The 19,463-nt window shown below is 52.3% G+C and carries 17 protein-coding genes; 8 read left to right on the top strand and 9 right to left on the bottom strand.

Features of this window, described 5'->3' with window-relative positions; genetic code table 11:
- Positions 1-19 precede the first annotated feature (19 nt).
- The 5 genes from gcvT (at position 20) to VN12_RS04335 (ending at position 4,466) form a co-directional block, all read left to right on the top strand.
- A complete protein-coding gene (gcvT, locus tag VN12_RS04355; protein ID WP_146675676.1) occupies positions 20-1,144 on the top strand; it encodes a glycine cleavage system aminomethyltransferase GcvT in 1,125 nt (374 codons plus the stop codon).
- Positions 1,141-1,527: a glycine cleavage system protein GcvH gene (gene gcvH, locus VN12_RS04350; protein WP_146675675.1), complete on the top strand. Its 387-nt coding sequence runs from the start codon at positions 1,141-1,143 to the stop codon at positions 1,525-1,527. Before gcvT ends, gcvH begins: the two co-directional genes overlap by 4 nt.
- Positions 1,528-1,580: 53 nt before the next feature.
- On the top strand, positions 1,581-2,399 hold the full coding sequence (locus VN12_RS04345) for a lipoyl protein ligase domain-containing protein (protein ID WP_146675674.1): 819 nt from the start codon (positions 1,581-1,583) through the stop codon (positions 2,397-2,399).
- 126 nt (positions 2,400-2,525) lie between these two features.
- Positions 2,526-3,203 carry an FHA domain-containing protein gene (locus VN12_RS04340; RefSeq protein WP_146675673.1) on the top strand — a complete coding sequence of 226 codons (678 nt, stop codon included), beginning with the start codon at positions 2,526-2,528 and terminating at the stop codon, positions 3,201-3,203.
- A 201-nt stretch (positions 3,204-3,404) separates the two neighbouring features.
- A complete protein-coding gene (locus tag VN12_RS04335) occupies positions 3,405-4,466 on the top strand; it encodes a PmoA family protein (protein WP_168164213.1) in 1,062 nt (353 codons plus the stop codon).
- Here VN12_RS04335 and VN12_RS04330 read toward each other — a convergent pair.
- Positions 4,447-5,517: an FAD:protein FMN transferase gene (locus VN12_RS04330; protein WP_146675671.1), complete on the bottom strand. Its 1,071-nt coding sequence runs from the start codon at positions 5,515-5,517 to the stop codon at positions 4,447-4,449. The genes VN12_RS04335 and VN12_RS04330 overlap by 20 nt on opposite strands.
- Positions 5,518-5,872: 355 nt before the next feature.
- Here VN12_RS04330 and VN12_RS04325 point away from each other — a divergent pair, with 355 nt between their 5' ends.
- Positions 5,873-7,369, top strand: a complete 1,497-nt coding sequence (locus VN12_RS04325) for a hypothetical protein (RefSeq protein WP_146675670.1) — start codon at positions 5,873-5,875, stop codon at positions 7,367-7,369.
- On the opposite strand, the gene VN12_RS04320 is transcribed toward VN12_RS04325, so the two are convergent.
- Positions 7,366-9,276, bottom strand: coding sequence for an ABC transporter ATP-binding protein (locus VN12_RS04320; protein WP_146675669.1), 1,911 nt, complete (start codon positions 9,274-9,276; stop codon positions 7,366-7,368). The genes VN12_RS04325 and VN12_RS04320 overlap by 4 nt on opposite strands.
- A gap of 253 nt (positions 9,277-9,529) precedes the next feature.
- On the opposite strand from VN12_RS04320, the gene VN12_RS04315 reads away from it, so the two are divergent.
- The gene (locus VN12_RS04315; RefSeq protein WP_146675668.1) at positions 9,530-10,801 is read left to right on the top strand and encodes a glycosyltransferase family 61 protein; all 1,272 of its coding nucleotides are present in this window, start codon (positions 9,530-9,532) and stop codon (positions 10,799-10,801) included.
- A 58-nt stretch (positions 10,802-10,859) separates the two neighbouring features.
- Entirely contained in the window at positions 10,860-12,170 is a 1,311-nt protein-coding gene (locus tag VN12_RS04310) for a glycosyltransferase family 4 protein (RefSeq protein ID WP_146675667.1), read from the top strand.
- Between the two features lie 22 nt (positions 12,171-12,192).
- On the opposite strand, the gene VN12_RS04305 is transcribed toward VN12_RS04310, so the two are convergent.
- The 7 genes from VN12_RS04305 to VN12_RS04275 form a co-directional block, all read right to left on the bottom strand.
- The gene (locus VN12_RS04305; RefSeq protein WP_146675666.1) at positions 12,193-13,188 is read right to left on the bottom strand and encodes a hypothetical protein; all 996 of its coding nucleotides are present in this window, start codon (positions 13,186-13,188) and stop codon (positions 12,193-12,195) included.
- A gap of 14 nt (positions 13,189-13,202) precedes the next feature.
- Positions 13,203-14,222, bottom strand: coding sequence for a hypothetical protein (locus VN12_RS04300; protein ID WP_146675665.1), 1,020 nt, complete (start codon positions 14,220-14,222; stop codon positions 13,203-13,205).
- A 71-nt stretch (positions 14,223-14,293) separates the two neighbouring features.
- A complete protein-coding gene (locus VN12_RS04295) occupies positions 14,294-14,920 on the bottom strand; it encodes a class I SAM-dependent methyltransferase (RefSeq protein WP_146675664.1) in 627 nt (208 codons plus the stop codon).
- A complete protein-coding gene (locus tag VN12_RS04290) occupies positions 14,883-15,581 on the bottom strand; it encodes an NTP transferase domain-containing protein (protein WP_256388137.1) in 699 nt (232 codons plus the stop codon). The genes VN12_RS04295 and VN12_RS04290 overlap by 38 nt, the downstream gene beginning before the upstream one ends.
- Positions 15,582-16,485: 904 nt before the next feature.
- Positions 16,486-17,808, bottom strand: a complete 1,323-nt coding sequence (locus tag VN12_RS04285; RefSeq protein WP_146675662.1) for a glycosyltransferase — start codon at positions 17,806-17,808, stop codon at positions 16,486-16,488.
- Positions 17,805-18,842: a glycosyltransferase family 4 protein gene (locus VN12_RS04280; protein WP_146675661.1), complete on the bottom strand. Its 1,038-nt coding sequence runs from the start codon at positions 18,840-18,842 to the stop codon at positions 17,805-17,807. The genes VN12_RS04285 and VN12_RS04280 overlap by 4 nt, the downstream gene beginning before the upstream one ends.
- On the bottom strand, positions 18,839-19,402 hold the full coding sequence (locus tag VN12_RS04275; protein WP_146675660.1) for a hypothetical protein: 564 nt from the start codon (positions 19,400-19,402) through the stop codon (positions 18,839-18,841). The genes VN12_RS04280 and VN12_RS04275 overlap by 4 nt, the downstream gene beginning before the upstream one ends.
- Positions 19,403-19,463: the final 61 nt, after the last annotated feature.

Genomic DNA, 19,463 nt, shown 5'->3' with positions numbered 1-19,463 from the left:
TGAAAAGGCAATTGAATTCATGAGTCCCCAACTCGCATCGACCCCATTGCATTCTTGGCACCAATCTCACGGCGCTCGCATGGCGGAGTTTGCGGGTTATGCTATGCCCATCCAGTACGAGGGAATTGTGGCGGAGCACGTCGCAACACGGACGGCTGCAGGTTTGTTTGACATATCGCACATGGGGCGTCTTCGGTTTGATGGTCCTCGGGCGGATCAACTGCTGGACCGGTTGCTCACCAGGCGGGTGATGGACATGCAGGTGGGGCAAGTCCGTTATTCTTTGATGTGCAACGAAGAAGGTGGGATTCTCGACGACGTTCTCGTGAGTTGTTTGGAGAGCCCGAGTGGGAAGGTTTATTTCCTGTTGGTTGTCAACGCCGGTAACCATGCCAAGATCTCGCAGTGGATCAAGCCCCAGCTGGCCGATTTCCCGGACGTCGAATACTTCGACGCTACCGAGAGCACGGCCATGATTGCTGTGCAGGGCCCATTGGCATTGGAGATTTGCAAGCCGTTGTTACCCCAGAGCGCGTTGACCCTCGGGTATTACAAAGCCAAAGTAACCGATCAGATGAGCAAGCCGTGCATCGTGTCTAGGACAGGTTACACCGGTGAGGACGGCTTGGAGCTGATCGTGCGTCGCGAAGATGCTCCGCGTGTTTGGGAAAACATCTTGATGGCCGGGCGTCAACACGGAGTAAAGCCGGCTGGATTAGGCGCTCGCGATACCCTCCGACTTGAAGCGGGCATGCCACTGTATGGTCACGAACTGGATGAATCCATCCATCCTTTCCAAGCCGGATTGGGATTCGCTTGCAATCTGCAAGACCGCGAGTTTATTGGTAGTGAGGCTCTGGCTCGGGTGAAATCGCAGAGTCCAGGCGCCGCGCGCGTTGGATTGAAGCTGGCTGGAAAAAGGGCTGCCCGCCAGGGAGCCACGGTACTGGATAACGATGCTCGAACCATTGGAGCCGTAACGAGCGGCAGTTTCTCGCCGACCCTCGATTGCCCCATTGCCATGGCGTATATTCACCCCGATCTTGTTCAGCCCGGAGCGGAGTTGCAGGTGGACATTCGAGGTTCGATTGTACCTGCGACCATCGTCCCACTTCCCTTTTACAAACGAACGAATTCAAAATGACGATCAAACCAGAGCAACTTCGATTCTGCGAGTCTCACGAGTGGGCAGGGGTCCAAGGCGAGTTAGCGACCGTGGGGATTTCCGCATTCGCAGTCGCCGAGCTGACCGATTTGGTGTTCATGGCGATGCCCAAGGTGGGGCAAAAGGTGGCTGCCGGGGAGGAGTTTGGGGAGGTCGAAAGCGTGAAGGCGGTCAGCCCGATGTACAGCCCGGTTTCAGGTGAAGTTGTCGAGGTGAACGACGCGTTGGCAAATCACTTGGAAACTCTCAACACAGATCCTTACGATGCCGGTTGGATCATGAAGGTAAAGATGTCCGACCCCAGCGAGCTGGACCGGTTGCTCAGTTGGGATGCATATCAGAAACAGTGTGGGCAGAACTAATTCCCCACGGTTGGGTAGCTTTCCAAGACAGCGAACCAGCGGGAAAGGTTACTGTGGCCAAAGAGCTTCGAGGTATTGTGCGATGGGATTCTCCTCAGTCCGGGGAGTTCAATATGGACGCCGACAATAGGATGCTCGCGGAGCTTCAGTCCCATTCTCCAGTCGTGCTGAGAATGTATCGGTGGTCCAGTCCGACGCTTTCGCTTGGGCATTTTCAAGACGAAGAGGAGATCCCTGCCGAGGAACGATGGTCGACTGCCCCGAGAGTCCGGCGCAAGACCGGTGGCGGGGCGATCCTCCACGATCTGGAATGGACCTATAGTTTGGTGATTCCGTCCCGTCCAGAACTTGGACTAAAAGGGCACAGCGAAGCGATTTACCGGTCAACCCACCTTGCGATCGTGAATGGATTGCGGGAAATGGGGTGGGACGCCAAGTTGTCGGAGCAGTGCACTTGTTCCGCTGCTGGAACGAGAAAAGTTTCCCAGGCGGAGCCTTTTCTCTGCTTTATGCGCAGGTCGCCTGTGGATGTCTTGATCGGCCAGGATAAAATATTAGGCAGCGCGCAGAGACGCAGTGCAGCGGGCTTGCTCCAGCACGGCAGTTTTCTTTTATCGGCCTCCGCGTTGACACCTTCCTTGCACGGGCTGTTCGATCAGACGCGAAACTCCTCCGATGCGTCCGGGTTAGAGTCAGAGGACGCGGGGAAAGGAGCCGATGCGGATTGGGTACGGGCTTCGGTCCCTTCCGACGCGAATAGTATTGTTGACTTTGCATGGCGATTTTGGGGAGAATGGCTGGCCGAGAGGCTGAGGGCCGGTATCGACCAAGTGATCGCGTGCAAGTGGGATGACGCCCGATTCCCAGATTGAAAACGATTGGCCATAGAGCGTGGTGTATCGTGTAGAATGGACGTTCATAGGTCGGGTCGCTGAAACGATTTTGGTGGCGTGGACCTACTGAAGGGCGCTGAAACGGGAGCGAAAAGAGGAACGGCAATGCAGATTATCTTGAAGGTTTTGTCGGGAACGCATGAAGGGAAGGAAATCCCTATCAAAGACGAAAAGTTCTTGATCGGCCGCAGCGAATCTTGCCAGCTTCGACCGAAGAGCGAGTCGATCAGCCGTAAGCATTGTGCGTTCGTCCAGAAAGACGGGCGCCTGTTGCTGGTCGATCTTCGCAGTCGCAACGGGACCTTCGTCAACGACAAGCAGCTTTCCCCGGATAAAGCAAAGATCCTCAAAACGGGAGATAAAATCCGTTGTGGACAGCTTGAGTTCGAGGTGAGCATCGAAGTCGGAATCGCCAATTCCAAGCAGTCGGAGGTTGCCAATGTCAAGCAGGCAGCCGAGCGAATGACCGAACAGACTGGCTTCGATTCCAAGGAGAGTTTCGACATCAGTTCCTGGCTTTTGGAGGCCGACCAAGTCGATCGCAATGTCCCCACCGTGCCAACCGAGCAGGACACTCGTCAGTTCACGATGGAAGACACGACTCGGGTAGAAGCGAGCAAGCTAGAAGAGGTCGAAGAAAAGTCTGATGAAGAAGACGCGAAGCCTCGAAAGTTCGAGAAACGCGAGCCCATCAAGCTCCCCAAGATGAACTCTGGCCCTGCAACCAAGAACACCAAGGATGCCGCCTCCGAAACGTTGAAGAAGTACTTCGGCGGTCGCTAGCGCGAGAATCGAACCTTCGGGTTCCGTCTCCAAAAACCGTTTTGCAAGGGCTGGATTTTCCAGCCCTTTCTTTTTGCCTTGGAGCGTTCGCCGGTCACCATACCCCCCATGTTGTTCCGTCAACTCTCCGCAGGTACGATGAAGCTCCGCTCGAATGCCTTCTTTGCCTCTCCCCAAGTCCTCCTACCCGGGAACAGATTCATGCTGCTTCGACGTTCATCTCCGCGTTCCATTCCTCTCCTGATGGCCCTAGCGTTTTCCCTGTTGAGTCTTGTCGGCTTCCATGCCCGAGGACAGGAGCGTTATACGATCGAGAAAAAGGCGGGGCGCGTGGATGTTCTCGACCAGGGCAGCCTGGTTACCAGTTATCACTTTCGATCTGGATCGAAGCCAATTCTATGGCCCTTGATCGGACCCGACGCGAAGCGGTTCTCGCGCGAATACCCGATGGTACCGGATTCGAAGGATGAAGAGCACGACCATCCTCACCATCGCTCCTTGTGGATGACCTTTGGAGAAATCAACGAATTTGATCTCTGGGCCGAAGGAAAAGGAAAAGGAACCGTCTGCCAAGTGGGCGATCCTGAGATTCAGGCTCATAGCGATCGAATCGTTATTCGCTCGAACCACCTCTGGAAAGGTGGCTCGAAGGAAGTCAGTTCTGTTTCAACGGAATTGCAGGGAGGGTGTTCCGATTCCGTTCCCACGCTCGCGAGTTGCGAGTCGACATACGTGATTCGAGGCAACGGCGAGGAACGGATCATCGATTGCTTCTATCAGCTCCATGCGAAGATGGATTTGCACTTTGGAGATACCAAGGAGGGAATGTTTGCGATTCGTGTTCCTGAGCCGATGCGAGCGGACAAGCGAGGAGGACATATCCTTAGTAGCGAAGGCCGTGTGGATGGAGCGACGTGGGGATTCCCTGCTAAATGGGTTGATTACTCTGGGAAAACGCTTCGCGATGATGACAAGACCTACGGCATCGCAATCCTAATCCACCCTGATAGCTATCGCAGCGAGGGACGTTGGCACGTTCGCACCTATGGACTTTTCGCTCACAACCCGTTCGGTGTGAAGGACTTTCCGAAAATCGATAACCCACCAGCCAGCGACAAAGTGGGCGGATACCATCTCGAATCGGGAGAGAGCATCTCGTTTGCGTATCGCGTGATCTTGCACCGCAACGCGTTCGACAAGTCGACTGGCGATTCGAAATGGCAATCGTTTGCTAAAGCGAAGATCAGCGAGTTGGCGCGTTAACAGACGGATACACCCAAGTTCGGAAATGAGGATTCGTTTCGTTTTCGGGAAGCCATAGATAGTAGACTTCCCGGATCGGCATTCTTTCAGACAGGCGAAAGCTCTCCTCATGTCCTAGTGCGGCCAAAGCGGTGGCGCCGGCATCCGCATCGATCGCCTGATCCGCGATGACGGTGACGCTTCTGCGTTGCGAAACCGGCCGACCACTTCGTGGATCGATGATGTGCCCATATCGCACCCCGTCGATCATCGCGAACTGGTTCAGATCGCCTGACGACGTGATCGCCCCGTTTCGCAATTCGACGTTCAACAGCGGAGCATCGCCCCATTGGAGACCCGCGACGGAAATGCTCCAGCCCTCGCGATTGGGGGGCGGATCGCTAACGATGATGTCCCCCCCTGCATTGATCAGGGCGCTGGTAATGCCGCTTTCCCGAATGGCAAGCATCATGTCATCGAGAAGTAGCCCGACTGCTAGCCCGCCGACATCGAGGGAAAGCCGCGGACCCTCGTGCGTGATTGTCATCGACCTTTGGGCATCCTCTCGCAATTCGATTTTTTCCCAAGTACTTCGCTGCAACGCTTTTTGGATGGCTTCCGGATCCGGGAGAGTCTTAAGACGACGAGCGCGAGACCAAAGCTGTATCGTCTCGCGCTGCGTGGAATCAAAAGCACCTTGAGACCATCCGAACCATTGTCGCGAGCGTTCAATCGCCCGTGCGAGTACCGGCGAAATCGGGCGAGGCGATCGTGCCGAGAGAGACGGCAGTTGATTGACTTCACTCTCGGCGACGTAGTGGTTTAAAGGAATTGAATGACGTTCCAAGCAATCGATTGCGTTTTCGAACGCGGCACGCGCCGCATCGAGGCTTTCTGCATAGAGAACCATGTCCAGATTCGATCCCATCGCCTGAGTCCTGGTCTCGAATCGCTTGAGTCTAGTTGGTGGCGACACATCTTCAGGCGTGCGGGACTGAGCGCAAGATGGAGGCGAGCACGCTGTTGCCGCGATGAAGGCAATGGAAGCGGCGAGCCAAAGTGAAATCTTCATGGCGGAGTTGTTGGAGGGGTGTACTCGGGAAAGGAATGGTGCATGGCGGAGATTCGACAATCTTAACAGGACTAATCGTTACGTTCTGCAAAAAGCTTGAGGGTCGGGTAACCCCAATCGCTTGGGTAAGAAATAGGGACTTGTGAACCCGTAACGATGAATGTTCACGCTAGTTGGTTCGATAACAAATTTACTGCCGTTGCGTCCGAAGGGATCGGACAGACGGCCCCCACCCTAAAACAAAACCCATTCCCTAGTTGTTCGACTCGACGTGGCCACGGATGGCTGATTCAGCCTCCGCGCTGAGTCAGCTATTGGTTGGTCCTCCGACTGCGAACGGTATCGAGGCCAATTCATGCGTTTCCTTCAATTTCGTCAGCTCCTCCGCGGTCTCCTTGCTGCGAGTCTTGCTATCGCAGGAACCTCGGCAGACATCGCATTCGCTGGGATTCAAAACACGCCATGGAACCAAGTCTGTTTTCTCAATGATCGCGAATACGATCCTTGGGAATCCGGCTTTTCCGGTGAACCCATCGCCACCACCCTCAAGGGTATCGCTTGCGAGTTTGAGTTCGACGATTGCATTCGTGCCGATCGCTTTCAGATCGATCGGCAAGTCGTCTACTCGCTACTTCACCATCATTTGCCTCGGTTGCATTGCTCGGCTTGGATACATGGCTTTCGAACAACAGGAAGCGGCTTGGGCGCATGGTTAACCCGTCAATATGAACTGGGGCGGGCAGCGAGGGGACACCTGTCGCAACTTGCGCTCGTCGTGGGAACGGGAACTCCGTCGTTGACTGCTCCAAGCGGTGACGGATGGGTGGAGGCCTCGTTCCCTAAGCGGGACCTCGACGGGAATCTGTTTGTCTATGTCTTCGAGGAAGAGTTAGCCAATACGTCGTCCACCGAAGATCTGTACCGTGCCGAACAGACCAGCGATGGAGATCTCGAAGCGACTCTTGTAGCAGCTCCAGCGTTGGTTACCAATTTCGACTCTTGCTTCGCTGAGTCGCATTTCGCAAACGCCTCGATCCCGATCCCGTCAGGTGCCGACGGAGAAATTGTGGCATCGGATTTGGTTGTCGAACCCCACTGCCAGCAACCAGCGGAATCGGTGGGCGGGCAACCGCCGATTCTCGAAGGAGATCGGTTGGCACTCACAGATGCGTCCAAGGAACCCGATGCGTGTATAGGGCTCGGGCACTGCACGATCCCCGGAGCTGAGCCCGCTGTGGTGGAGCCGGTAGCACCGGAGTTTGTTTTGGCCCAGGTCGTCGAGGGCGAGCCCGATTCCATGGACATCGAGCAGGGGGAGGCGGATGCCGAGGTGGAGCTGCTCGTGTCGGACGAAAGTGAGATGCTTCGAAATTGGATCGCACCCGATTGGAACATTCGTTCTTGGGAGTTGCGTACGCACGGACCGCGGTACGAATACAAACTCGAAGGTTTTGCGGCGAAACCGATGTTTCCACCCGAAGGGCTTCTGCTGGACATCGGCCAACCGAGCTTAGTGCAATCGAGTGTCGAGAAAGATATGGAACCGCAGGTGTTGGCCGAGGACGCGTTGGTTGCGGACGTGTTGGTTGAGGAGACCTTGATCGAGGAGGCGTTGGTTGAGGGCTCTCCCTTCGAGGCTTGGTTTTCCGCTGCTTGGAGTTCGATGGTGGCGGGAGTGTATGACCGGCTGAGCGGATGGGAGCCGGCAGCTCAAGAATTGAGTCTGCAGTCGACTCGAATCGTGTCCCGCAAGCTCAAGAACTTAGGGATGCTGTTGATCCAATCCGCGGATCGACTGGACCAAGCGGCGATTCCCATTGGGATTGCGGGGCGTGCCGGGACACAGCGTTAAGCAACCGCTTGGAGGGAATGGGGTGTTGACTCCAGTTTTCCTCTCTGAAGCGTGTAGACCTCATCCGCGAGTGCAATCAGGGCTTCGCGGTGGGTGATGATGATGATGGTCATGTTTCCCTTCATGGTTTGAAGGGTTTCACGGATCTGGATTTCGCTAGCCATGTCGATCTGACTGGTGGACTCGTCGAGGATCAAGATTTCAGGTTTACGCAGGATAGCTCGAGCGAGGGCGATGCGTTGGCGTTGTCCCCCGCTGAGCTTTTGCCCACCTTGCCCGACGATGGTTTGGTATCCATCGCTTAGAGCTTCAGTGATGAAGTCATGTGCGTGGGCTAATTTGGCTGCCTCGATGACTTCTTCCTCGGTCGCGTCTGGGGAGCCGTACTGGATATTTTCCATGACCGTTCGGTTGAAGAGTTCGGTACTTTGGCTTACCAACGCAATGCGACCTCTCAAATCGCGAAGTGCGAGCTTTCGAATGTCGACTCCGCCAAGTGTGATTGCGCCGTCGGTCGGATCATAGTAACGGCAGAGAAGTTGGATCATCGTCGATTTCCCACTGCCGTTATGCCCGAGGAGGGCGATCGTCCGACCGAACGGGATATCGAGTTGAATATTCTGGAGAATCGGGTGCGACTCGTTGTAATGAAACGAAAGGTTTTCAATGGAGAGTGCATGCGCTCGTCCCGGCAACAGGGCAGGGCTTTCTGGATCTTGTACGTTGGGTTTGGATTCGAGGATGCCGTAGATCATGTTGGCGGCCATTGCACCGCTATAGATCAAAATAGAAACACCGGAGAGTTTTCGAAGCGGATCGCTCGCGCCGATCAAGAGTCCGAAGAAGATGAGGAGTTCGGTAACGGAGATCGGGGTGTCTCGGATTTTCAAAAAGAAAATGTGTGTCTCTTGATTGACGACAAGATAGGCACCAGCGCAAACGGTGATCGCCACCATGCCGACTCCGACGAGCTCCGTGAATGGTTTGGAAAGTCCCGAATAGAAGGTCATGCGAAGACCGATTCGTTGCATGTCTCTCGTGCATTCGTCGAATCGCACCTTCTCCCTTGGCTCCATCGTAAAGGCTTGGACGGTGAAGATATTGTTAAGGGCTTCTAGTAAGACTTCGTGGAAGCCTGCGTTTCGCCCCAGGATCGAGGCTGCAATCGAGCGGATTTTTTTGTTAAAGTAGACGATGACCGCGACCAGGACCGGAGCGAGAACAACGGAAAGGAAGAGGAGTCTCCAGGAGATTAGACAAGCGAGTACCAAACAGGAGATCACACGCAGCGGTTCGCGGATCAAAATTCCGAAGCATGCCAGAAGTCCGGCCGATAGCCCATCGGTTGCAGACGTGATCGAGGCGAGCAAAGTGCTGTTGCCGACAGATTGATGCTGAGCCTTGTCCATCTGAAGCGATTTCGCGAAAATGCGGCGACGCAGATCTCGAACGATCGAGGTAGAGGCGTATCCCAGCAGCATGTCGCTCGTCAGCATCAACACATGTTTGAGGAGTGTTGTGCAAACAAGGACGCCCATGATCGAGCAGATTGTCAAGAAAGGGTCGTTGGGGAGGAGGGTTTTGGCCCATTCCAATTGCCAATTCTTGGACTTGAGTGTGTTTTGAAGATCGGCGACTTCGCTTTGGATGTTCGACTGTTGAAGGGGGGCAAGATTGACGTCTTGGATCAGAGCCTGTTTCGCTGCGATGTCCGATTCGATGGAGGCGGCTTGTTTTTCAAGATAGGTTTGAATCGATTCGTTTCGCAGGGTGATTTCGATCACAGGGGCGAGCGCCGTGATGTTCCCACCCCAGAGCAAAGCGATACCGATCGAGCAAAGCGTCGCCAAGGCGATCGCTGGGGCGAGATGGATCGATTCTCGAACAGCTTTAAAAAAATTTTTCATACGGAGCTTCGGTCTTGCGAATCGGGATTTACAGTCCGTGTAGTACCAAATTCGGGTTGCCTGTTGAAAGATCGAATCCCCAGCGCGAGCGCGGATCCGTAAGGGTGTTTTGCTAGCGTTTGGTGATCAAGTGGAATGGAGGGTGTGAATGATTTCACGTTGTGTTGACTTCAGGGGGTGAATTTTTGTAGGAAGACATTTGAGGGAAGTTGGATAGGAATTGGAAAACTCTTGGCGAAGGAAGCGATTGGTTATGAGCAAGCTTACGCGATACATCCAATCCCGCGTCCAACCGTTGTTTGCCGCTTACCTGTTTGGGGCGGATGAGAAGTATCATCCGACCGATGAGTATTGCTTGACTGCCGAAAGCCAAGTCGACTCCGTGGGCAAACTACTGACCCAGAGTTTGTTGCCAGAGGCTCCCATGTCGGAGCCAAAATCTTTGAGCGGTTCCATCTCCGAATTCCGTCAGTTTCTGCAGCGAGAGCTCCTTCCCAGTGGGCTCCTTCAATTGGATTGCGAACTGAGGTGTGCAGCGAGGGATAATCCGCCAGCGATCGTCGCAGAGTTCGAGAATGGACGGGTTTTGCATTCGCGGGGGGCTGTGATCGACCGTTGCAATCGACTGGTGTGGAATATGTCGGGTATCAACAAACAGTCGGATATTCCTGGTAATCCGCTGTCTCGTGGAAAGCTTTCTGCGCCGAAAAAATATAGCGGCACGTTAGCCCTCCTTACGGGCAGTTCCCCTCAAAACGTCTTTCACTGGTACATGGACATCCTCCCGATGTTGAGCCTCTATGAGGCGAGCGGAGTGAAAATTGATAGGTACTATGTCCCCACGAAGTATCGACACCAACGCGAGTCACTCGAGCGACTGGGAATCGCTGGAGATCGAATCGTGCATGCCACAGGGGAGACGCATGTCGAATGTGAGAATCTTGTTACTGCCAGCTTCGAAGGGGGAAAGCTCAATCGCTACCGAGTCGAAGCGGCGCGAGCACTATTGCAGACCCCATCAGATGGTTTGGAATCCAGAACGCCGAAGCGGATCTACGTATCCAGGCGTAAAGCGAGAGTGCGTCGTGTTGAGAACGAAGAGAACGTGTTTCAAACACTCAAAAAGTTCGGGTTTCAACGCTACTGCCTTGAAGATATGTCAATTGCAGACCAAGTTAAGTTGTTTGAGTCCGCAACGATGGTGATTGCTCCCCACGGTGCTGGCCTGACGAACACCTGTTTCTGCGCACCGGGAACCGTCGTCATGGAGCTAAACACCCCTGTTCGCATTTCAAGTTTGTTTCTGAGGATCGCAAACGTCTGTGGTTTGGAATATCACTTGCACATTGCGAAGCCATGTAAGATTAAGCACTTCGATCCCGAAACCGCGTTAGGTGATTCCAATCTATTGGTAGAAGAATCGTCGCTGGAACAGGCCGTTCGGTCGATTCTAAACGGTTCTCGGAATTCACTCTATAGCTGTAGCGACCTCATCGAGGGGACTGCTATGCGGTGGGCATCTTAATGCTCCATTCACCTCCGAGTCTTGCAAGACGCTCATCCCGAATCGAGACTGAATCGAAATGACCATTTATATAGACGGATCGCATACGTTTTGCACATCGAGGAATACGGGAATCGAACGTGTGGTTCGAAAACTCGCTTCGAATCTGGAGCTCATTTCGGCAGAGCAAAACAATGAACCGGCTCGACGTGTTATCCATCATTCGGGTCGTTTTGCGATTCTCACAAAAGGAATTGAGGAACAGTTGACGCGCGTCGCTGCTTTTGAAGCGAACCCCGCTGACCAAGTTCCCAAAGTGCTGAGGCGACTATTTGAATTGTCGACGGGCTTGATTCGAAATAGGAAGTGGCGAAAGCTCGTTTTACCCGAACCATCCCATTTGGGGATTTACAAGCTTCCCTATCAAATAGCGAAGTTCGCAGTAACCAGGAAAAGCCTTGGCCGGGCCGAGAAAGTTCAATGGCGTGAAGGGGATCTTCTCGTACTACCGGATGCGTATTGGACGAGGAGAGATGTTTGGGCCAGTGTAAAAGCGGTTCGTGATTGCGGAGCCAAAGTAGTAACGGTGTTCTATGACCTTATCCCCCTGACGCATGTTGAGTTCGTAGGGGGAAGGCGATCTGAAAAGTTCCGGCATTATGTCGAGCAATTGCTGATGAACTCAGACCAAGTTCTTGCTATTTCGAAATCGGTTCAACAGCAACTCATTGAGTATGTCAATGAGAACTGGGGTGCTGATGACCGTTGCTGCCGTAGGATAGATTCGTTCCCTCTAGGTGCCGACGTTCAAGTGACAGATGGCACTATTCGGTCAGAGGTGAGAGCGTATTTCGAATCGGATGGCGGCCGCGATGGCGGAGCGCCTTATCTCGTCGTCGGTTCGCTCGATCCACGCAAGAACCATCAGCAAGTTGTGAAAGCCTTCGAGTATCTCAAGAGGCAGGGAAGCCCCAGACGCCTATGTTTCATTGGACGGGCCGGAGGATTGTCTGGACCGTTGTTGGATCTCATGTCTACGAGTTCGATTTATCCAAGTCACCTGAAGCATTTTTCGGATCTTTCGGATTCAGAGTTGCAGTACGCGTATCGAAATTGCGAAGCGGTGATTATGCCTTCGATAGTCGAAGGATTCGGACTACCTATCGTCGAGGCGCTTTGGTACGGAGCCAATCTTCTCGCGAGCGATATTCCTATCCACCGAGAAGTTGGGGGTGAACATTGCACTTACTTTCCGCTCCACGAGCCTGAGAACCTAGCCCGATGTTTGCTTGCAGCTGAAAGGGGAAGAGGAGTTATATCCACACCCTATACCCCGACGACTTGGAAGGAAAGCACAGAAGCTTTCTTGAAGATCTCGAAAGCGGCGTAGTCGCACTCCACGCTTGACGCGTTTAGGAACGTGCAATGAGTGATTCGACGAAGCGAAAGTCAAAAGGTTCGATGCGCCGCTGCAGGGGCTTGGTTGTGGCTGTTTGGATGACGTCGATGGAGATCGGTTTTCTCTCTTCGTAGGGATGCCAAATCAAGTCTGGAAAATCGGCCATTTTGAGGCGTTTGTCGTCTGGCTCTCCTCCCTCTCGGTCGAGCAAACAGATACACGGTTTTCCCATGAGAGATGCTTCGGCGAGGATCGATGAAACCGAGTTGCACATCACCAAATCAGATTGTTCCATGAGCTCGATAGAACTTACACTTGCTGGAATGATGTTGGCACCTGTCACTTCCCGAATTCGGTTCTCCAGAGCTTCGATCCCTTTCCATGCGGGAAGTTTGACGTTGATTTCGGGTGTGAGAATCGGTCGGAGGTAGTCGACAAACCCCTCGATTCCATATTTAAACTGCATGTGTTGAATGATGGTTAGAAAGAGGCTCACCCGAATTGCAGATGGAGCAAATTCAATCTGAGGTGTCATGGTTTCTTGAACACGGTACTTGATCCATCCTGCTTGATGAACCTGCGTTTCAGTACCCGCCGCACGCAACAGTTGGTCTGTAACAACCGGCGCGAGGACGTGATCATAGAGGTCTAGGAATTTGAGTTCGTTGAGATTGGAGTCACCAAATGGAGACAATAGATCATGAGGGACGAAGATCGAAGCTCTGGGCTGCAAAAGCGGGATGATCTCGATAGGTGCAAGATAATGAGGATAGAGCTTCGCAAATACGGGTGCCACCATTCGGGCTGTACGAAGCGTTAAGATCGTGTGTGCAGACGTCAGGTAGACTGTTTCGCAAGATGATAGATCGGTTAACAGAGACCTTACACAACCTTTTACTTTCCCGAAATCCAGTTCGATGACTTCAAAGCCGCGAGATCGCAAGTACTCCGACAAGTCAGCGAGTACGTATTCCGAATCAACTCCTGAAGTGATTACTTTCGGTTTCATGGTTGCTTTCACAGTTACTCAACGGCTGCGGCGAGCTTCTGAACAGTGAATTGATTGCCTCGCAAACGCATCCCGTAGGACGCAGTCCGAGGAATGCGAGCATCGTATACCCATAGGACTCGCTCGTTGCCAATCTGCAACTCTACTGTATCGAGCCCTATGATTAACGCCAAGTGAATTGAATGACTTGGTTTTCCATGCGGGAGTGGGAAATGAGTGTTCGCAATTCGCTCCCAGTTTCGATGGCAGCACCAAAGGGACACTTGCGCGAAAGGGTCTGTGTAGGCGTCGATCATGGCCGCGTACATATTGGAATCACCCGGTCCACTGTACGAGCCGACTAAAGCCGCGAATGCTCCGTTTAACGCAGGCGTTTCCCAGCAGATTTGTCCCGTCACCATGAGTTTGGTCCATACGGAAGACTTGGTTTCTGGCTGATCACGAATTGCCAATCCTATCTCCGGATCGTCGTTCGAGGTCACTCCCCCGTTCTGATGATCTCGGAGTGGCGAGCCAATAAGAGTCCAGTGGCTTGGTATGCTCATCGGCAAGGCGTAACGACTTGCGATCAACACATAGGGGCAGGACGGAATCGAGATGCCGGGTTTCGAGCTCTGAAGTTCGAATTGACCATCTGGGAGCCCCGATACCGTCGAGCAATCGATCCTCAAACGCGCGTTCGGATGCCATTCCGCAATCTCGTAAAATCCAACGCTGTGAAGGTGTTTTCTTAAATGACTTTCGATCGGGTCGATTGGCTGTACTGCAAAAAAGGTTTGGTCAGAACACATCTGGCGAATCGATTCCGCGGCGTTTCGACTGTCGAAGATGAGCTCCGAAATAGATGGGCTTGCAACTCCGATTTTCGCAAACCGTCGCCCTCGCAACCGATCCATCGCATCGTTCAGATCCGACGCGTCGTCGATGGTCTCAACGACTCCGGAAAAACTCGGATTATAGACCTGTTGTGGCTCTGAAGTTGTCAGTAGCAATTGACAGCCATTCCATAGATCCCCTCGCTGGTGGAAGTCCATTCATGCACCGAATACGTTGTTTGTAAGAACAAGCTGGAATGGATCAAATCGCTCTACGCAGGTTTGAAACCCTATTTGCGGCATTCAAAAGCATAGAAATGCGTATCGGCCCAGCGGTTGATGTGGTTGGGATAAATGTCGAACTGCTGGGTCACAAAATGTTGGCTGAGGGATGTGAACTGGTTGTCCACGAACGGATAGCGTGCATGGTAGTTGCATTGCAACTCTTCTGAAAACTTATCCACGATGATCTCTCGTTCGATACCACATTGGTTTTTAACGATAAAGACCCCATCATCCGCGAGCATGCTCGCACAGTTTTGGTATAGCGTTTCTTCCGCTTCGACCGTCAAGAAATTGACAACACCGAACAATAAAATGGCATCGAATTGCATGTCGATCAGAAAGGTCGCGGCGTCGCCACAAACCGTATCCAATTTCGCATCGATAGGAGCGCGGTTTAGGAAACCCTCGAACTTGTCCACCGCAATAATCCGTGAAGCCATAGGTAATAGCTCCTGGGCGAGAGTACACGTACCAGCTCCCAAGTCCAGGATCCGTGCGTCGGGTGTCAATCGCTCGGTAATAAAATTAACGTCGATTTGCAGCCGACCATCATTCCTGTAGTTCGTTGCCAGCCTAGGGTCTTCGACCTTTGTTCTAGCCTGCCAAAAGTCTTGAATTTTCTGCAAGTCCATTGCTGAATCCCTTCTTTAATATGTCTTTCATCATCGCAGACCAAATCAACGGTGCTTGTCGTAGATCCTCGGCCGTGTCGACTTCTACGGTTCGCACACACACGGTTGTGGCAGGAAGGATGCAATGCATCATTTCAAATACATTCGCTTTGCCATCGGGCACGGCTTGTGCATTGAAGTTCACAAGTCCGGTCCACTCCCAAGGAGTTGGCTGTTGAAACGAGAACGACTCGCACGCCCCTGAATCCGATAGTTTGGCAAAGACGGGTTGCGTCGAGATCACCGGGGTAACGCCAATCGCATCGGATTGACATTCGACCATCCTCCGGAAGTCTTCTGGATGCACAAGCAAATCGCCGTCTAGCGAAAGAACTCGACCGCTAACACCAGCCTTTCCGAGAGAAAGGCTGGCAGCCGTTTTCGTCGTAGCCCAATCAGGATTTGTCAGGATTTCAATGCTCGGAAACAAGTTTTTTGCAAGTTTCGCTACTTGATGCCCCATGTAACCCACCACGATCTTAACCCGATCGGTTGGGGCACACATTTCATTCAATTGCCAATCCAGTATTCGACGTTTTCCCACACGAACTAAGGACTTTGGTACGCCCATCCCGAGGCGTGATCCACAACCAGCAGCATTGATTACAATGGTCGTTTGCATGTGTACACCTGTACCGACAAGTTTGCGGAATTTGGAGGGGACGAGCCCATCTCTAATGTCCATAGAGATTGGACTGTGGAAGGATGATAACCAACGCCAGTACTGCGTGATTTTGAGCTGGTCACAAATTGACAGGCTGAGTCCAAAATATTTATTGCAATCTTGGTGTTGACATTCCTCTTAACATGTTGGTTTAGTGCAATGCAAGAGTGGTTTTGCGTTTAAACCAGAGGTAATAATGTTGTTTTTCTGTCCCTCTTTATTACCTACCGGTGAACTATCGCTATTTGCGTGGTCGCAAGCTACGAATCAATTTAGCAATTGGTCTCAGGTAGTGGCGAGGCTCAAAATTGCGCCACCAATATTTTGCAACACGGATCTCACCCACCAAAACACCCAAAACGCGTCTGTCGTCGAACGTGGTGACGAAATCCGACGGTTTGAAGGTTGGCGAGGAGATTTCGATGGTGAAACGGCTGCGGGGAATGCCGTCTGGAAGTCTCAATCGAAATCTTGAACGTCCTTGAATCTTTCGGTCTAGAATGGTTCTTCCATTAAATTGAAGCTTCACTTTGGAGGGTTCACTACTGGACGAAAGTTCAACCCAAAGCCATCGCAATACGACCTGCCTCGGGAGCGAGCACTCGACGAAGGCGCGACCATTCGTCCAATTGCATTTGCGGCCCTTTACGAATTCGGGGGGATAAAACCCTGTTGCTTCACAGTGAGCAAGTTCACGCTTTTTCGGGTTGTTACGTTTGCAGTAGAGAACCACGGGGCTCGGAGCGGTCCCGGATTGATTCAGCGCATTTCGATCCTTTAATTTTAGTTTTATACGTTGAGCGGTGCTGATCGACACGGACAGGTTCCCATCATCAATGATTGGATGTGTAATGGACAGGATTCAAACCTCAACGTTTCCAAAGAGACAAGTCGTCTCGGCTTCTACTTGGTAAACAGTGGGTATGTCGGGTGAGCAATGCCAGTTTGCAAGATGTGTTGCAGCCGAATCCACCAATTTAAGTATGGGGCTTGAATTGATTACTTCCGCGATGAACGGAATCAACGACTTAGCATACTGCATGCCGCTATGGCGCTGTGTGGCCCAATTTCGAGCGTTCAAAGATCTTGTAACAGCAGAGCGATAATCCATCGCTATGTTTGTCAGTTGCCGCTGGATATCTGCATTCTCGGTGTGTTGCCGTACCCGATACACTAATTTTTCGGGTATCTCTGCAAAAGATCCTCCATCGCTGACGAGCGTTGGGCGAGCGCTAGCAAGGCTCACAATGACACTCGCCGAGGCTCCTTCTATAATGGGAAAGCGCAAGCATGCGATCGCATGGGAATTCTTTATCTCATGTTGCAAGGTCGTGTCATCCACTTTTCCAAGCAAAATGACATCGACTGGGTACTTGCCATTGCGCGCCAATTTGAGCAACTTTTCTTCTTGTGCTTTGCTGACGTTTCCGACGATACGATATTGCCAGCGAGAGCTCAAATCGCCTGACTCGCTTAGAGCCGTGATAACCGCTTCGCATCGCTTGTTTGCATTGACATCACCAATTGTCAATAAAACGAAACGGGAATCGGGAGGTTGGGGCAGTGCAATTTGCTTCTCGTAGGTGCAGCAATATGCAAGCGGTATGGATTTGACTGGACACTGCAACTGCGAGCGACAAACCGCACTATAGAATTCTGCATGTGTGACAACTCCCAGCGTCGACTGCATTGCGAAACGAAGGACTGGATGGTCCGCAGCTCGAGACATAAACCACTTGTTCTCTAAATCGTCGGAAGCATCTTTGTAGCAGGTCACTGCTTCACGTCCGCTTTCGGTCATTAAGGCATCTAAGTAGGAGTGTGATCTGGATTGGGTGAGCCATTCGATAAGAAGGTTGTGCAAGATATAGTCATGGAGGAGCGTGATGCCTGGGACTTTCTCTTGGTGGCTTAGGCAATAGGAATGGTTCTGGTAATGATTCCCGACATTGTAGAGGACGCAGTCGAACCGACTCAGGTAATCGTCGACATTTGGATTAATGGATGCAGCTGAAATGATTTCACAAATTGCATCGCGGCTAGTTTTCCAAGCGGCTGAATCCGCAGATTCACTGCGGACGATCGTTACATCATGGCCGAGTTCGAGAAGGGCAGTGACAACTTCTTTGCTGAATAGGCCAATGGCGGAACGTTGCGAATAGGGGGTGTACCAAGCTAGTTTCATGCGACGAGCCGCTCCACTGTGCGTTCCCAAGTTATCTCCTTCTTTAGCCACTCGTGTCTCGCATGTGCGCCCATTTCCACAGTCCGCTGGCGGTTGGTAAAAATGAGGTCCAACGCTTCGGCAACTTGGAGGGGGTCGGGATCTCGCACCCAACCTGTTTGGTCGTCCAGAACCAGGTCTAGCAGGCCACCCGAGTCATTGACGGTTAACACTGCTTTTCCCGCCTGATTCGCTTCCATGGTCACATATCCATAGGAATCTTCATCGATCGGCAAGTAGGCGCAAGCGAGCGAATTGCACATCATGGGAACCAGCTCGGCGCGGTCATGATAGCCAATCCTGAGAATTACTCGGTCCTCGAGGCCATATTGCTCGACCATTCTCTCTAGTCGCTCCGAATCTTGCGGAGAGTCGGCGGGACCTGCAATCAGCAATTTCGCATCAGAACGCACATGTTGCATCGCTTCAATCAGTAAATGCTGTCGCTTTGTCGAATTGATTCTTCCGCCGCAAAAAATATAATCTCCATATTCTCCCGGCACGTAATCTTCAGGGCCATTGATGGGAGTCCGAAGCAATTCGCTTTCAAACTGATTGTATTTCTTTAACCGCTTTTGAGTGACAGGGGAAATGGTGTAAAGTCGCTGAACACTTCGGAAGCATTCTGCATCGGCTTCTTTGATAGATCCTCGCAGTTGCTGTCCCGCTTCTGTAGCAGGAATGTTCGAGTAACCCGAATCCCACATGTCGTAAGCTTGACGGTATTGGTGCACCAACCACAATACCTTGTTCGGATGCGGTATGAGGTAGGCTGGGAATTTCAATGCGATAACTAGGTCTGCATCGCCGATTCGCATCATGCGACAGGCTAGCATCTCGGAGTAAATGCTTTCGGCTGGCTCGTAACGAAAGGGAATTCGCAAAAGCTCGGCGACATGCCCCACACGCCTAAGGTGAGAGATGAGGTAGTTTGCAAGGTCCTCCGCCCCTCCGTGCAGAAAGGGGATCATGTTGTTCACAACATAGATCTTCATGCTGCACGCCCCTCGAATCTTTTGTTACGAGGTGAGGCTGAATAGCGGTCGTCATTCAGGGTAAGGAGTTTCGCGATTTCGTCCTCCGTGCGCTGTTCCAGGCACTCGGCAAATACAGCGGGAGCGAGGTGTTTCGAGCACCACGTTTGTTTTGCTTCGTTCGTATCGAAAAAAATGGCTTTCGATTCCCCAAACACCTTGTTGCGAGCATGCTCCATTTTGCGAGTGATCGACGAGCTGTGGAGCGATGAGAAATCCTCGGGCGAGGAACTGCAGAGCGTTTGGTGCTCGGAAGAAACGATGATTATCTTGCTCGGATGAGAAAGAAAACATGCAGGCGAATCGAATGCGATCAATCGATCCACTGCGGAAGTCAGGTCTAGCAATCGATAGGCCAGCATCTGCTCCATGATCGTATGGAGATCGTCGACGAATGGTAGGGTCAAACGGTCAACCCGATGCCCATGGCATGCAAGAATTTGTTGGATACGATCGCATAACGAACGCTGGTGATGAGCGTCCTCAAATGTTTCGATCGCGTTGGCCAGTAGGATTTTCATTTTGTTCGAATTGCAAGCGAGACTTACCCTTTCAGCGGGTTCTAACTGAGGTTTCGAGTCG

The organism is Pirellula sp. SH-Sr6A, from assembly GCF_001610875.1.
Classification (GTDB): Bacteria; Planctomycetota; Planctomycetia; order Pirellulales; family Pirellulaceae; genus JBKCUI01.
This window is presented reverse-complemented; position numbering and strand designations above follow the sequence as displayed.